Below are 14,987 nucleotides of genomic sequence, written 5' to 3' on the forward strand. Positions count from 1 at the left end.
TGATGCTATCGGGCGCAGAACACCTGAAATGTCGGATTTAAAATGATGACCTCGATGCATGAGTTGGAGGCGCTACGGGCTTTGCTTGAGTCGCCATTGATTCAGGTGCAGATACCCGCTGAACCTCGGCCGTTGCACTAAGGCTTGAGCGATGTATCGCCTGGATGGGCCTCTTCGCGGGTAAACCCGCTCCCACAGGATCACCACGGGCTCCAAGACTTGCACAGTAACTGTGGGAGCGGGTTTACCCGCGAAAGGGCCTGTCCTGGCAGTCGAGACTTATCAGGGGAACAGACAAATGATCACAGAAGACCACTTTCTATCAGGGCGAAAACGGCACCCATCCACTGTTCCGCATCGAGCCAGGCATTCCTTGTCGGGACGCCCGCGAGCAGTCGTCGGATGTGATGGGCTATGTCCGTGAGCTGACCATCATCGGCCTGATGGACGAGAAACCGATGATGATCTGGGCCGCTCACTACCTGAGCGCGATGGCCAAGGCACTGATGGATGATGCAGAGCTTGGCATGAAGCACTGACATACCGCAGGCCTGCACGATCACCTCCTACAGGTTCCGTGCATTTCTAGCCGGTCTGGTATCGGCAAAAAGAAAGGCCCAGGGCTTTCGCAGCCTTGGGCCTTTCTTCAGCGGCAAGCCGCTATCAGTGGAACTGCTCTTCCTCGGTCGAGCCGGTCAGCGCGGTCACCGACGAAGCGCCACCCTGGATCACGGTGGTCATGTCGTCGAAGTAGCCAGTGCCCACCTCCTGCTGGTGTGCCACGAAGGTGTAGCCCTTGCTGGCGTCGGCGAATTCCTGCTCCTGCAGCTTCACGTAGGCGGTCATGTCGTTGCGGGCGTAGTCGTGCGCCAGGTTGAACATGCCGTGCCACATGTTGTGGATACCCGCCAGGGTGATGAACTGGTGCTTGTAGCCCATGGCCGACAGTTCGCGCTGGAACTTGGCGATGGTGGCATCGTCCAGGTTCTTCTTCCAGTTGAAGGAAGGCGAGCAGTTGTAGGACAGGATCTGGTCCGGATATTCCTTCTTGATCGCCTCGGCGAAGCGGCGGGCTTCGTCCAGGTCGGGCTTGGCGGTTTCGCACCAGATCAAGTCGGCGTATGGCGCATAGGCCAGGCCGCGAGCGATAGCCTGGTCGAGGCCGGCGCGGACCTTGTAGAAGCCTTCGCGGGTGCGTTCGCCAATCACGAATGGCTGGTCATACGGGTCGCAGTCGCTGGTCAGCAGGTCGGCGGCGTTTGCGTCGGTACGGGCCAGGATGATCGTTGGCACGCCCGAGACGTCAGCCGCCAGGCGCGCGGCCACCAGCTTCTGTACAGCTTCCTGGGTTGGTACCAGGACCTTGCCACCCATGTGGCCGCATTTTTTCACCGAGGCCAGCTGGTCTTCGAAGTGCACGCCGGCAGCGCCTGCTTCGATCATGTTCTTCATCAGTTCGTAGGCGTTCAGCACGCCACCGAAACCAGCTTCGGCGTCAGCCACGATCGGCGCGAAGTAGTCGATGTAGCCCTCGTCGCCTGGGTTCTTGCCCGCTTTCCACTGGATCTGGTCGGCGCGACGGAACGAGTTGTTGATGCGCTTGACCACGGTCGGTACCGAGTCCACTGGGTACAGCGACTGGTCAGGGTACATCGACTCGGCCGAGTTGTTGTCGGCGGCGACTTGCCAGCCGGACAGGTAGATGGCCTGGATGCCGGCTTTGACCTGCTGCACTGCCTGGCCGCCGGTGAGGGCGCCCATGCAGTTGACGAAATCTTTTTCAGGGCGGAAGGACGGGTGGGCACCTTGGGTGACCAGCCTCCACAGTTTTTCTGCACCCTGACGGGCCAGGGTGTGCTCCGGCTGCAGGGAACCACGCAGGCGAACGACATCGGCGGCGGTGTAGGTACGGGTCACGCCTTTCCAGCGCGGGTTCTCGGCCCAGTCTTTCTCGAGGGCTGCAATTTGCTGTTCGCGTGTCAGTGCCATGGAAATAAACCTCGTCGCATCGATCTTGGGGTAATTGTGCTGATGCTCACGAAGCGAATCAGGGGTGTGGCGGCTGTCTTGTTCAGGGGATAAGCGGCGGCGAACGCGAAGGCTCGAAGGGGAAGGGAGAGCAGGCCAGGCGAAGGTGTGCGTCGGCAGGTCGGCTCGTGGTTGCCTTGCTGCGGTGCTACGCGATTGCCAGTACTGCGGTGATGCGCTTCCGTCCCTCGGGACAACTTCTTCGTTGCAGTCGCAATCCCGTCGAACCGCCTTGTGGGCTGTATAGACACGAGGTGCCTCCAAGGGTGGGAGGAGTGCATCTCGAAGGCCCTTGCCAGGGCCCCTGATTAGCGGGAGCGAGGCCATCATGCCCTTGGGAAAAAGTGCCTGTCAAATGTTTTGTAGTGGTTTTTTTCGCTTACTACATCTTTGGTCTAATGCGACTTGCTGGTCAGTTTCAAGGCCTTTGGTCGAGGCCTTGAATTACCTGGGATCAGTCAATCAGGTCGACTTTGACACGCAAAGTCATGTTTTCCCCCCGTTGAGTGCTGTATGTGAGGGTTGACGCGTTGCGGTCAGCCTGGCTCTGCTGGTTGAAACCCGCCAGCGTGATCCACTCCCCAAGCTTGCCCGTGACCGTTGTGTCGGTGCTTTGCACTTTCACTACATCAGCACGTTCCTGGCTCATTCGGCCATTATTGGTGCTGATTTGCAGACGAACAGTCTCACCGCTCAGGCTGGGCGTTACATAGAAACCTTGGGTCACGTTGCGGTATTCGGTGTTGCTCTGGATGCGTCCGTAACCGTCGGTGCTGCTGCTGGTGACAGGGATACTCTGGCCCACCTGAATCAGCGCTGGCTGACCCTCGCTGGCCTGGACCTGTTGCAGGCCGCCGTCACGGTTACTGGTGCCGTACTGAATGATGCGCGCATTGCCCCGGTTGTCCTGGTAGTTGCTGTCGGTGTTATCGACGCTGATCAGCAGGCGCTTGGGTGCTGTGTCCAATTGCTGCAGCAGCGCGCGCAGGTCGTCAATGCGCTCGGGGCTGGCGTTTACGATCAGTTTGTTCTCAAAGGCGCTGACACTGCCGTCCTTGCCGATGAGCGATTGAGCGGCGGGCAACAGTTCGGCGCTGCTGCGGTGTTGTAGCGGCAGCACTTCGGTGGCAGCGTGGGTAGTCAGGCTCGCTGCCAGCAGCAGCGAGGCGAAAAAGGGGCGTAGCGGCATGTCCATGATCTCCGCAGGTGGAACCCACATGATGGCAAAATTGTGGGCATTGTGCCGGGCACACATCAAAGCCTGTCATTTATTCTGAATTTATTTTTTAAGCTATAAACTATAGTAACAGTGATAATTAAGGATAATGGCATGCAGCCTTCCCGCCCAATCTTTCGCCGCGAACAATTGGCACAAGCGCTGGCCCGGGACCTGGCCGGCGAATCGTTTGTCGACTACAGCTCTGGCATGTTCCTCGCCGCACCGCGCCGTACAGGCAAAAGCACCTTCCTCAACAACGATTTCATTCCTGAATGCGTGCGGCGTGGTTGGCTGCCGGTCTATGTCGACCTCTGGTCTGACCGTGATACCGACCCTGCGCAGTTGATCAGCGGTGCCATCGGCACAGCCCTGGCCAGTTTTGAAAGCGCCTTGACCCGGACCGCGAAGAAGGCCGGTATCGATAAAATCAATCTGCTACGCACCCTGAGTTGGGATTTCACCCGGCCCCAACTTCCCGCCGGTACCACACTGGCCCAGGCCCTGACGGTGCTGCATCAAGTGTCCGGGCAGATGGTGGTGCTGGTGGTCGACGAGGCGCAGCATGCCTTGAACAGCGAGGGCGGGCTCAATGCCATGTTCGCGCTCAAGGCTGCGCGGGACCAGCTCAACCGTGGCGACCGTCCTGACGGCCTGCGCCTGGTCTTCACCGGCTCCAGCCGTGACAAACTGGCCAATCTGGTGCTCAAAAGTAAGCAGCCGTTCTACGGAGCCAGCATCACACCGTTTCCGCTGCTGGGGCTGGACTTCGTCGAGTTCGTCACCCGCACGTGGAACGGTCGCTTGGCGGCCAGCAATCAGTTCAAGGCAGAGGACCTGGAATACGCCTTCGAGCGGGTCGGCAGGCGCCCGGAAATGCTCGGCAAGCTACTCACCGAGGTGAGCATCGGCCTGGGCGAAGCGGGCAACCTGGGCGAGCTTTTGCGTACCGGCGCGCTGAACCATCAGGCCGGGGTCTGGAGCGACTACGAAAGCGCCTGGAACGCGCTTTCCGACTTGCAACAGGCGGTACTGGCAGTCATGGCCGAATGCGCACTCGGCAAGCGGGCGTTCTCTCCCTTCACTGAACAAACGTTTACCCAGGTCAACCGTAAGTTGGAGCAGACCGGCGCGACGGCCAATGCCACTACGCCCAATGTGCAAAAAGCGCTGGATGCCTTGCGCGATAAGGAGTTGGTGTGGAAGGCCAATCGCGGTGAGTACGCCCTGGAGGATGTGGCGATGGCTCAATGGCTGACGCGCCAGGGCGCCGCTGCCAGCAACAGGTGAACCTTTGATTTACCCCGGTAGTCGCAACCACAGTAGACACGGGGTCGATCGCATGAAGCGTTACATCATCTTGCTGTGTTGCCTGTTGGGGGCGCCTGTCCAATCGGCCGAGGATACGCTGCGCATCAAGGCGTTGCAGCGTTGCGGCGACCTGCTCGGCGATGGCAGCCAGCAGTGGTGCCTGCGCAGCGAGGGCCTGGGACCACGCATGCCGGCGCTTTGGCTGGGCGGTCACCGCCTTGCGCAGAATGGCATCGAAAGGCAGGGGGACACGCTGCGGTTCACGCTACAGCGAGCCGAGCAACGGAGCGCGCCGTTGTGGCTCGAAACCGATGGCCGAACCAGCAACCCGGTCTGGCTTACCCGACAGCGCAGCCATGTGGTAGCCGCGGGCCCGCGCGAGGTGGCAAGAAACATGGACGGCCTGACCACCTACCTTGACCTGGTCAGCCTGCTGATCGAAGAAAAGCACGACGGCCTTGAAGAAGCAGGGCGTATAGCCGACAAGTATGGCGCCAAGGTCGTGGGTGCGATCCCTGCACTGAATGTCTATCAGTTGCGCCTGCCCGTGACGGATCTGGTACAGCGCGATGCGATGATCCTGCGTATGGGGGCTGAAGTCAGTGTCGATGCGGTCATTGTCGAAGAGTCTGCACCCGAGCGCGGTGAGGAGGGGGGCGCGCGTAGCACCCAGGTCATTGACCAGGCAGACGAATGGGCTGCCAACCGCTTCATCGATGCATTGTATTTCTACCAGCGGCACATTCCGGCGTCGAAGGTGCCTGTACAGCCCGTTCGCGTGGGTGTCATCGAACGGGAAGTGGATTTCGATGCGCCGGCATTCAAGGGCTATCGCGGCGGCTGCGAACAGGGCCGGGCGTGCCTCTATGCGCGCGATGGCGGCAGCGCCGAAAGCCATGGCACACATGTGGCCGGCATTCTGGCTGCGCAAGGGGAAGGCGTTGCCGGTGGCTTCCTGTCCGGCCTGGGCCAGCCCAGTCCAGGGTTCGAGGTGATCGTCGAGCGCAACTCGGATGCCGGCATCACTGCCAACATCGCTGCGTCGGTCAACCTGGTGGAGGATGGTGTGCGGGTGCTCAACTGGAGCTGGGGGATCCACCGTACTGGCGCGCGTAACATCCAGGGCGACGAGGTGGATTCGCTGGTGAGGTCGGGTTTGGCCATGAATGGCTACGAAGAGCTGCTCGAGGAGTTCTTCCTGTGGCTACGCGCCAAGCACCCGGACGTCGTGGTGGTCAATTCGGCGGGCAATGGTGCGTCATGGTCCGGCACCGACGAATACCGCCTGCCTTCGTCGTTCGTCACCGAACAGCTGCTGGTGGTCGGCGGCCACCAACGTGGCGACAAGGCCGTGGCGGTGGAAAGCCCCGAGCATGTGCGCAAGCGGCACAGCTCCAATATCGACAGGCGCGTCGATGTCAGCGCCGCTGCCTGTATCCGCCCTGCGGCTTCGAGTGAGGCGCACTGCGGCACGTCTTATGCCACGCCCCTGGTAACAGCGACGGTGGCAGCGATGCTCTCGATCAACCCAGCCCTGACCCCGGAACAGGTGCGCATGCTACTGCGGCGCAGTGCCTTGACGCTGGGCCATGAACAGGACTTCGAAGCCATGGATGCCGAGGACCTGACTGCGCCTATTCTGCCCTCCGAGCGCGATGCCACGCTCAACCATCCAGACCTGGGACGCTCGGCACGGCTGGACATGCAACGGGCGCTGGACCTGGCGGTACAGAGCCGTGATCGGGTGCGCTAAGCGGTGGCTGCTGTTTGACAAATTCCGTAACATCGCGCCCCTCGATTGCTTTAGTACCGGCCGCCCGGGCCGTATCACAGGACCTTCATGAAACTCGCCCGACTCCGCGCCGACGTGCTCGCCGGCCTCACCACTTCGTTCGCCCTGGTGCCCGAGTGCATCGCCTTCGCGCTGGTGGCCCACCTCAACCCGCTGATGGGTTTGTATGGCGCCTTCATCATCTGCACCCTGACTGCACTGTTTGGTGGACGCCCAGGCATGATTTCTGGCGCCGCTGGCTCGATGGCGGTGGTGATTGTCGCCCTGGTGGTGCAACACGGCGCGCAATACCTGCTGGCAACGGTGCTGCTGGGCGGGGTGGTAATGATCCTCTTCGGGGTGCTGCGCCTGGGCAAGCTGGTGCGCCTGGTGCCCTACCCGGTGATGCTCGGCTTTGTGAACGGGTTGGCGATCGTCATCGCCCTGGCCCAGCTGGAACATTTCAAGGACGCCGGGCACTGGCTCAGCGGCGCGCCGCTGTACCTGATGGTGGGCCTGGTGGCGCTGACAATGCTCGTGGTCTATGGCCTGCCGAAGCTCACGCGCGCGGTGCCGCCGGCACTGGTGGCCATTCTGGGCGTGGGCCTGTTGGTGTACCTGCTTGGCTTGCCAACGCGCACCCTCGGTGACATGGCGCACATCGCCGGGGGCCTGCCGCACCTGGCCCTGCCCGATGTGCCATGGAACCTGGAGACCCTGAAGATCATCGCCCCCTATGCGCTGTTGATGGCGATGGTCGGTCTGCTGGAAACCCTGCTGACCCTCAACCTCACCGATGAAATCACCGAGAGCCGCGGCTACCCGGACCGTGAATGTGTGGCCCTGGGCGCGGCCAACATGGTATCGGGCCTGTGCGGTGGTATGGGCGGTTGCGCGATGATCGGCCAGACCGTGATCAACCTCAGTTCCAATGGCCGTGGCCGGCTCTCGGGCGTGGTTGCGGGGGTGATGATCCTGTTGTTCGTGCTGTTCCTGTCGCCGCTGATCGAGCGTATTCCCCTGGCGGCGCTGGTGGGGGTGATGTTCGTGGTAGCTCAGCAGACGTTCGCCTGGGCCTCCTTGCGGGTTCTGCACAAGGTGCCGGTGAGCGATGTGCTGGCGATCATTGCTGTCACGGTGGTGACAGTGTTCACCGATCTTGCCACTGCCGTGCTGTTCGGCATCATCATCGCTGCGGTGAATTTCGCCTGGCAGCATGCGCGGGAGCTCTATGCCGACCGCTATGAAGACGGGGAGGGCACCCGGCATTACCAAGTGCACGGCACGCTGTTCTTTGCCTCGACCACACCGTTTCTGAACCAGTTCGACCCCGCCAATGACCCGGCCAAGGTCGTTCTGCACTGCCAGCACTTGAGCTTCGTCGATTACTCGGCGGTTGCCGCGTTGAAAACCTTGCGTGAGCGGTATGCCAAGGCCGGCAAGCAGCTGCGCGTGGTACATCTTTCAGAGCGGTGCAAGACGCTGCTGAAGCGAGCCGGCGAACAGCACTGAGCGCGTGACCCTCTGTTTCGCGGGCGAAGGAATCATTCCCCGCGATTTTTCTTCACGATGCCATCGGCAATGCTCGCCGGCGCTTCGGCATAACGTATGAACTCCATGGTGTAGCTGGCCCGCCCCTGGGTCATCGAGCGCATCGAGGTGGCATAGCCGAACATCTCACCCAACGGCACTTCGGCGCGGATCACCTTGCCGGCGGGTGTCTCGTCGCCGTCCTGGATCATCCCGCGGCGCCGGCTGAGGTCACCCATGATGTCGCCCTGGTACTCCTCGGGCGTGACCACTTCGACCTTCATCACCGGCTCCAGCAGCACCGCACCGCCTTTGTGTGACAACTGCTTGGTGGCCATGGAAGCGGCGATCTTGTAGGCCATCTCGTTGGAGTCGACGTCATGGTAGGAGCCGTCGAACACGGCCGCCTTCAGGCTGATCAGCGGGTAGCCGGCCAACACGCCGTTCTTCATCTGCTCCTCGATGCCTTTCTGGATGGCCGGGATGTACTCACGCGGCACTACGCCACCGACGATTTCGTTGATGAACTCCAGGCCCTCCTTGCCCTCGTCACCCGGCGCAAAGCGTATCCAGCAATGGCCGTACTGGCCGCGCCCACCCGACTGGCGAACGAAGCGGCCTTCGATTTCGCAGGTGTTGCGGATCTTCTCGCGGTAGGCCACTTGCGGCTTGCCGATGTTGGCCTCGACATTGAACTCGCGCCGCATTCGATCGACGATGATGTCCAGGTGCAGCTCCCCCATGCCCGAGATGATGGTTTGGCCAGTCTCCTCGTCGGTACGCACGCGGAACGAAGGGTCTTCCTGGGCCAGCTTGCCCAGGGCGATGCCCATTTTCTCCTGGTCGGCCTTGGTCTTGGGCTCCACAGCAACGGAAATCACCGGGTCGGGGAAGTCCATGCGTTCGAGGATGATCGGTTTGTCGATGTCGCACAGGGTGTCGCCAGTCGTCACGTCCTTCATGCCGATCAGGGCAGCGATGTCGCCGGCGCACACGTCCTTGATCTCGGCGCGCTGGTTGGCATGCATTTGTACCATGCGGCCGATGCGCTCTTTCTTGCCTTTCACCGAGTTGAGCACCGCATGGCCGGAGCTCAGTACGCCGGAATACACCCGGGCGAAGGTCAGTGTGCCGACGAACGGGTCGGTGGCAATCTTGAAGGCCAGTGCCGAGAACGGTTCGTTGTCGTCGGCATGGCGTTCCAGGTGTTTGGCGTCGTCGTCCGGGTGGGTACCTTTGATGGGCGGGATTTCCGATGGGGCGGGCAGGTAGTCGATCACCGCATCGAGCATCAGCGGTACGCCCTTGTTCTTGAATGACGAACCCAGGATGGTCGGCACGATTTCGTTGGCAATGGTGCGCTGGCGCAGGGCGGCCTTGATCTCGTCGATGCTCAGTTCCTCGCCATCGAGGAACTTCAAGGTCAGTTCGTCGTTGGCTTCCGCTGCAGCTTCGATCATGTGCGCGCGCCATTCGTCAGCCAGTGCCTTGAGCTGTGCAGGGATCTCTTCTTCGCGGTAGGTGGTGCCGTGGTCGGCATCATTCCAGTAGATGGCTTTCATCTTCACCAGGTCGATCTGGCCAATGAAGTTTTCTTCGCTGCCGATCGCCAGCTGGATGGGCACCGGGTGGTGCCCCAGGCGCTTATCGATCTGTTTGACCACGCGCAGGAAGTCGGCGCCCTGACGGTCCATCTTGTTGATATAGGCCAGGCGCGGCACATGGTATTTGTTGGCCTGGCGCCAGACGGTCTCCGATTGCGGCTCGACGCCGTCGGCGCCGCTGAATACCACCACAGCGCCGTCGAGCACGCGCAGCGAACGCTCCACTTCGATGGTGAAGTCGACGTGGCCGGGGGTGTCGATGATGTTGAAGCGGTATTTGTTGGCGAACTGCTTGGTCGAGCCCTGCCAGAAGGCTGTGGTGGCTGCAGAGGTGATGGTGATGCCGCGTTCCTGTTCCTGCGCCATCCAGTCCATGGTCGCAGCGCCATCGTGGACCTCGCCCATCTTGTGGTTGACCCCGGTATAGAACAGGATGCGCTCGGTGGTCGTGGTCTTGCCGGCATCCACATGAGCAACGATGCCGATGTTGCGGTACAGCTCGATGGGCGTTGTACGGGCCATGGCGGACTACCTGTGGATGAGCGGATTCTCCCACGTTAGCAGACCGGGAGAATCCTGCTGTACCGCCGGGCTGTCAGTCGGCCAGGGCCTGCAGCATCCACTGGCCATCCACTTCGCGGGCCAGGCCGCTGGCGGGCAGCAGGGCCAGCAGGCGCTCGTGCAGAGTGGCTTCGGTGAAGGTCTTGAGGGTGGTCAGGTCCAGCGCGCCGACCAGGTTCAGGTCGGTCTTGGTGTACGACAACCAGGCTTTTTTCAGCACCTGTGCCACATCGCTGCCAGCGGTGCTGGCGAACCGGCGGTGCCACTGGCGGCCATCGAACGTGAAGCTGTGGGCGTGGCTGTAGGTGCTCTCGTCGCCACCTTCGGCGCAGCGGTGGCAGCGGCACGGGCCTTCGCCGAAGGCATTGCGCAGGTAACTGTTGAAGTCCACGACGGGCTTGAGGGTCAGGCGTTTGTCGACCTCGAACAGGTCGGCGATCAGGGGTTCTTCGGCGCTCACTCGGTGTCCTCGTGTGGTGTGGCGTGCATCGGCGGGCACCCTAACAGATCAAGGCGGGGGAGGCCATGTGGTTCTCCACCTGCAGGCACGGCCTGACGGTCGGCTTGCCGGCGAGGAGGCCGGTAGAGACAACCGAGCGCCGCTGCCGTACTCTACGCGCCCGCAAGCCTACATCTGATACCGAGGTAATCTCGCTTGAGCACCAAGTACCCGTACACCGCCACCGTGACCATCAGCGCCGAAGACCGTGGGGGCGACACCGAGGCCTCGGAAAACCCGAGCATGCGCGTAGGTCTTGAAGCGGTAACCGAAACACTGAAGAAGGTGCATTTCGTCGGTACGCTCGCAGCCCCGGAGAAGTCGGCCACGCACATTTGCGTCACGCTGGAGAACGGCCTGACCTACTACGGCCCGATCGTCAATGGCCATGCCGAACTGGAAGGCGGCTGGATCGCGTTCGAGTCCGACATGCTCACCCCTGATGAATTGGGCCTTTAACCTCAGTTCAGCGCTGCCAGGCACTGCTCGAGGAGGTCCAGGCCTTCTTCGAGCACCTCGGCCTCTATGGTCAAGGGTGCCAGCAGCCGAATGATGTGCCGCGCCTTGCCGCTAGGCATCAGCAACAAGCCCTTGTTCCGCGCAGCTTCCAGCACCTTGGCCAGATACGCAGGTGCCGGGCTGCCGTCAGTATTGACGAACTCGATGCCGCGCATCGCACCGACACCGGTCAGGCGCCCGATAAACGGGTACTGAGCTTTCCAGCGCTCGACACGGCTGACGATTGCCTGCGCCTGGCGCTCGCCCCAGGTGGCGAGGTTTTCATCGCTCATTTGCGCCAGGCTGGCCAGCGCCGCCGCACAGGCAATTGGGTTGCCTGAATAGGTGCCGCCCAGGCCGCCTTTGGGCAGCGCCGCCATCAGGTCCTGTCGCCCCACCACCGCCCCCAACGGCATGCCGCCGGCGATGCTCTTGGCCAGCAGCAGCAGGTCTGGTTCGATGCCCAGGCGTGGGAAGGCGAAGCGCTGGCCGGTGCGGCCGAAGCCGGACTGAATCTCGTCGATGATGATCAGGATGCCGCGTTCGTCGCAGAAGCGGCGCAGTGCCTGGGCGAACGCCGGGTCGAGGGCGAGAAAGCCGCCTTCGCCTTGCACTGGCTCGAAGATGAAGGCAGCCACATCCTCTACTGCCAGCTCGACGCTGAACAGGCGGTCCATCGCCTTGAGGGCTTGTTCGCAGGTGACACCGGTGTCGGCGCTGGGGTAGGGCAGGTGGTACACCGGGCCTGGCAATTCACCTACCCGTTGCTTGTAGGGGGCCACCTTGCCGTTGAGGTTCAGGGTTGCCAGGGTACGGCCATGGAAGCCGCCATCGAAGGCGATGATGGCACGCTTGCCAGTGGCGCCGCGGGCAACTTTCAAGGCGTTCTCTGCCGCTTCGGCGCCACTGTTGGTGAGCATGCCGGCCACGGGGTAGCTGACCGGTACGAACGCACTCAGGCGCTCCATCAATTCCAGGTACGGGCCGTGAGGGGCCGCATTGAAAGCATAGTGGGTCAGGCGTGTGGCTTGAGCCTGAATCGCCTCGACCACTGCCGGGTTGCAATGGCCCAAATTGAGTACGCCGATACCGCCGACGAAGTCGATATAACGTTTGCCGTCGGTGTCCCAGACTTCGGCATTGCGGCCATGGGAAAGTGTGATCGGATGAACGATGGCGATGGACTGGCTGATACTTTCCTGGTTCATGGGGCACGCGGACCTTGTTCGATTTTCTTATTATCGAAGCGCGCCGAAGTGGTGTTCCGCAAACGAATTATTCGATTGCGATCATTCCATGGATTCTCGAACATGCGCTGAGGGCCACTTCGAGAGCGGCGCTCAGCTCCCCTCGGCCACCCGCTCACGAATCCACTGCACGAAGGCCCTGATCTTGGGCACCTCTGCCGCATGTTCGGCATGGGCGATGAAATGCCGGCCATTACTCGCCACCGGGTGGTCCCAGGCCACTACCAGCTTGCCCTCGCTCAGCTCTTCGGCCACCAGGTACCGCGGAATCAGGGCGATGCCACACCCGGCGATGGCGGCACGGATGCACAAGTAGAAGGTATCGAACCGTGGCCCGTGGTAGCTGTTCTGGCTGTGCAACCCGAGCCCCAGAAACCACTCGTGCCAGGCTTCCGGCCGAGAGGCGCACTGCAGCAGGCGGTGCTCGGTGAGCGTTTCGGCGCTATCGAAACGGTGTTGGGCCAGCAATTGCGGCGCGCACACAGGTACCACTTCCTCGCTGAACAGTTCGATGCAGGTGGCGCCCGGCCAGGTGCCCTGGCCGAAGAAAAAGGCGATGTCAGCCTTGGCCTGCACCAGGTCGAACGGCTCCAGTTCGTTACGGATGTCCAGGTGAATGCGCGGGTAGCGGTCACCGAACCCCTTGAGCCTGGGTACCAGCCAGCGCGCGCCGAAGGTTGGCTGGGTGGCGATGCGCAGCACCTCGGTTTCGTCGCCGTAGCTGAGGATGTAGCGGCTGGAAATGTCGATCTGGGTGAGGATCTTGTTCACCTCGGTCAGGTAAAGCGCACCCGCTGGGGTCAGGTGCAGGCGCCGACGAATACGCTGGAACAGCGAGTGCGAGAGCATCTCCTCAAGCTGCGCGACCTGTTTGCTCACGGCGCTCTGGGTCAGGTGCAGCTCCTGCGCCGCGCGGGTGAAGCTCAGGTGGCGGGCGGCGGCTTCGAAGCACTGCAGGGCGGTGGTCGAGGGCATCAAGCGTTTGGACATGGCAGCGGCATACCGAGCAAAAAAGGAAGAAGTTCATTCCTGATAGGAATCATGTGCTTCGAAAAGGTCGTTTGTTGACCTCGCCCTATAGATTAATACTGACCTGTATCAACGATTACAACCGGTGATGCGAAGAGGAGGGAACTGCACGGCCGGCGACTTAACAAGAACAACAACGCGCAACACGACCTACAAGAATTCTGCTCCAACTTTCAGCCGTCCCAGCGGCGGCCGACCCATTCGAGGGTTCTCCATGGCTTCGCTAGAAAACAAGAAACAGCGTTCCCTGCAGCACGGTCTGACGTCCCGTCAGGTGTCGATGATTTCCATTGCGGGCATCATTGGTGCCGGCCTGTTCATTGGCTCATCCAACGCCATTGCCACGGCTGGCCCGGCCATTCTCATCTCCTACGCCATGACCGGCCTGCTGGTGTTGCTGGTCATGCGCATGTTGGGTGAAATGGCCATTGCCAACCCCAACAGCGGGTCGTTTTCCACCTACGCCTCCGAGGCGATCGGCCCATGGGCCGGCTTTACCATTGGCTGGCTGTACTGGTGGTTCTGGGTATTGATCATTCCGGTCGAAGCCATCGCTGGCGCCGATATCCTGCATGCCTATTTCCCAGGCGTGCCGTCCTGGCTGTTCGCCTTTTTGATCATGATCGTGCTGTCGGGCACCAACCTGGTGAGCGTGAAGAACTTTGGTGCGTTCGAGTATTGGTTTGCCCTGATCAAGGTAATTGCCATCATCGCCTTCATCGTGGTCTGCAGCCTGGCGGTGTTCGGCTTCTGGCCGCTGGCAGAGGTGTCCGGTGTCAGCCGCCTGTGGGAGAACGGCGGGTTCATGCCCAATGGCTTTGGCACTGTACTTGGCGGTGTGCTGATCACCATCTTCTCGTTCTTCGGGGCCGAGATCGTCACCATTGCTGCCGACGAGACCGCCAACCCGAAAGACAAGATCCGCCGTGCGACCAACCTGGTGGTGTACCGTATTGCGATCTTCTATCTGGCCTCGATCTTCCTCGTGGTGTCCCTGGTCGCCTGGAACGACCCGGGGCTGAAGGCCGTGGGCTCGTTCCAGCGCGTGCTGGAAGTGCTCAACGTGCCAGGCGCCAAACTGCTGGTCGACCTGGTGGTCCTGGTGGCCGTCACCAGTTGCATGAACTCCGGCCTCTACACCGCCTCGCGGATGCTGTATTCCCTGGGTGCACGGGGCCAGGCGCTGAGCATGACCAAGCGTATCTCCGGAGCTGGCGTACCCACCGTGGCAGTCATTCTTTCGACCTTGGCAGGCTTTGCCGGTTGCTTCGTCAACTATGTCTTCCCAGGCAAGGTGTTTGGCTTCCTGCTGTCCACCACTGGCGCGATCGCCTTGCTGGTGTACTTGGTGATTGCCGTTTCGCAGTTGCGCATGCGTGCCCGTGCCGACCGAGAAGGCCGCCCGCTGGAGCTGAAAATGTGGCTGTTCCCTTGGCTGACCTGGCTGGTGATCGGCACCATCGTGATGGTGCTGGGCTACATGTTGTTCAGTGACGCCTACCGTTACGAGACGCTGATGACCGCCGGGGTGACCGCGTTCATTCTGCTGGTTTCGCTGACCCAGCGGCGCGGCAAGACGCTCGCACAGACCGCTTGAACAAACGGGGGCGCACTGTGCGCCCCCGACATTTTCATTGGCGTCGCCAAACCTGGGCGCTACCCTCGCAGCTTGCATCCCTTCCCATTCCAACAA

At 61.6% G+C, this 14,987-nt stretch carries 11 protein-coding genes and 1 pseudogene; 6 read left to right on the forward strand and 6 right to left on the reverse strand.

Annotated features, from left to right (window positions below):
* Positions 1 to 308 precede the first annotated feature (308 nt).
* Positions 309 to 539 (forward strand): annotated as a pseudogene (locus tag APH34_RS20235) (DUF3077 domain-containing protein); the annotation flags it as partial.
* Between the two features lie 124 nt (positions 540 to 663).
* Here APH34_RS20235 and aceA read toward each other — a convergent pair.
* Complete coding sequence (gene aceA / locus APH34_RS20240) at positions 664 to 1,989, reverse strand: isocitrate lyase (RefSeq protein ID WP_054902661.1); 1,326 nt, start codon at positions 1,987 to 1,989, stop codon at positions 664 to 666.
* Between the two features lie 493 nt (positions 1,990 to 2,482).
* Entirely contained in the window at positions 2,483 to 3,217 is a 735-nt protein-coding gene (locus APH34_RS20245) for a secretin N-terminal domain-containing protein (RefSeq protein ID WP_054902716.1), read from the reverse strand.
* Between the two features lie 141 nt (positions 3,218 to 3,358).
* Here APH34_RS20245 and APH34_RS20250 point away from each other — a divergent pair, with 141 nt between their 5' ends.
* The 3 genes from APH34_RS20250 (at position 3,359) to APH34_RS20260 (ending at position 7,838) form a co-directional block, all read left to right on the forward strand.
* A complete protein-coding gene (locus tag APH34_RS20250; RefSeq protein WP_054902662.1) occupies positions 3,359 to 4,534 on the forward strand; it encodes a hypothetical protein in 1,176 nt (391 codons plus the stop codon).
* Positions 4,535 to 4,586: 52 nt separating this feature from the next.
* Positions 4,587 to 6,308: a S8/S53 family peptidase gene (locus APH34_RS20255; RefSeq protein WP_054902663.1), complete on the forward strand. Its 1,722-nt coding sequence runs from the start codon at positions 4,587 to 4,589 to the stop codon at positions 6,306 to 6,308.
* Positions 6,309 to 6,395: 87 nt separating this feature from the next.
* Positions 6,396 to 7,838, forward strand: coding sequence for a SulP family inorganic anion transporter (locus APH34_RS20260; RefSeq protein ID WP_054902664.1), 1,443 nt, complete (start codon positions 6,396 to 6,398; stop codon positions 7,836 to 7,838).
* A 32-nt stretch (positions 7,839 to 7,870) separates the two neighbouring features.
* Here the strand turns inward: APH34_RS20260 and fusA are convergent, their stop codons facing one another.
* On the reverse strand, positions 7,871 to 9,982 hold the full coding sequence (fusA, locus tag APH34_RS20265; RefSeq protein WP_054902665.1) for an elongation factor G: 2,112 nt from the start codon (positions 9,980 to 9,982) through the stop codon (positions 7,871 to 7,873).
* A 73-nt stretch (positions 9,983 to 10,055) separates the two neighbouring features.
* On the reverse strand, positions 10,056 to 10,481 hold the full coding sequence (locus APH34_RS20270; protein ID WP_054902666.1) for a hypothetical protein: 426 nt from the start codon (positions 10,479 to 10,481) through the stop codon (positions 10,056 to 10,058).
* A gap of 195 nt (positions 10,482 to 10,676) precedes the next feature.
* Here APH34_RS20270 and APH34_RS20275 point away from each other — a divergent pair, with 195 nt between their 5' ends.
* Positions 10,677 to 10,979 carry a hypothetical protein gene (locus tag APH34_RS20275; RefSeq protein WP_054902667.1) on the forward strand — a complete coding sequence of 101 codons (303 nt, stop codon included), beginning with the start codon at positions 10,677 to 10,679 and terminating at the stop codon, positions 10,977 to 10,979.
* Positions 10,980 to 10,981: 2 nt separating this feature from the next.
* On the opposite strand, the gene APH34_RS20280 is transcribed toward APH34_RS20275, so the two are convergent.
* Both APH34_RS20280 and gcvA read right to left on the reverse strand, forming a co-directional pair.
* On the reverse strand, positions 10,982 to 12,226 hold the full coding sequence (locus APH34_RS20280) for an aspartate aminotransferase family protein (protein ID WP_054902668.1): 1,245 nt from the start codon (positions 12,224 to 12,226) through the stop codon (positions 10,982 to 10,984).
* A gap of 132 nt (positions 12,227 to 12,358) precedes the next feature.
* Complete coding sequence (gcvA, locus tag APH34_RS20285; protein WP_054902669.1) at positions 12,359 to 13,255, reverse strand: transcriptional regulator GcvA; 897 nt, start codon at positions 13,253 to 13,255, stop codon at positions 12,359 to 12,361.
* A gap of 253 nt (positions 13,256 to 13,508) precedes the next feature.
* On the opposite strand from gcvA, the gene APH34_RS20290 reads away from it, so the two are divergent.
* Positions 13,509 to 14,891 (forward strand): amino acid permease, encoded by a 1,383-nt coding sequence (locus APH34_RS20290; RefSeq protein WP_054902670.1) that lies wholly within the window; start codon positions 13,509 to 13,511, stop codon positions 14,889 to 14,891.
* Positions 14,892 to 14,987 lie beyond the last annotated feature (96 nt).

The sequence above is a fragment of the Pseudomonas sp. NBRC 111131 genome, from assembly GCF_001320525.1.
GTDB classification, from domain to species: Bacteria; Pseudomonadota; Gammaproteobacteria; order Pseudomonadales; family Pseudomonadaceae; genus Aquipseudomonas; species Aquipseudomonas ceruminis.

What these genes read in the sequence shown, in the direction of transcription:
- aceA (WP_054902661.1), bottom strand. Translation starts at nt 1,989, where the DNA reads ATGGCACTGACACGCGAACAGCAAATTGCAGCCCTCGAGAAAGACTGG.
- APH34_RS20245 (WP_054902716.1), bottom strand. Translation starts at nt 3,217, where the DNA reads ATGCCGCTACGCCCCTTTTTCGCCTCGCTGCTGCTGGCAGCGAGCCTG.
- APH34_RS20250 (WP_054902662.1), top strand. Translation starts at nt 3,359, where the DNA reads ATGCAGCCTTCCCGCCCAATCTTTCGCCGCGAACAATTGGCACAAGCG.
- APH34_RS20255 (WP_054902663.1), top strand. Translation starts at nt 4,587, where the DNA reads ATGAAGCGTTACATCATCTTGCTGTGTTGCCTGTTGGGGGCGCCTGTC.
- APH34_RS20260 (WP_054902664.1), top strand. Translation starts at nt 6,396, where the DNA reads ATGAAACTCGCCCGACTCCGCGCCGACGTGCTCGCCGGCCTCACCACT.
- fusA (WP_054902665.1), bottom strand. Translation starts at nt 9,982, where the DNA reads ATGGCCCGTACAACGCCCATCGAGCTGTACCGCAACATCGGCATCGTT.
- APH34_RS20280 (WP_054902668.1), bottom strand. Translation starts at nt 12,226, where the DNA reads ATGAACCAGGAAAGTATCAGCCAGTCCATCGCCATCGTTCATCCGATC.
- gcvA (WP_054902669.1), bottom strand. Translation starts at nt 13,255, where the DNA reads ATGTCCAAACGCTTGATGCCCTCGACCACCGCCCTGCAGTGCTTCGAA.
- APH34_RS20290 (WP_054902670.1), top strand. Translation starts at nt 13,509, where the DNA reads ATGGCTTCGCTAGAAAACAAGAAACAGCGTTCCCTGCAGCACGGTCTG.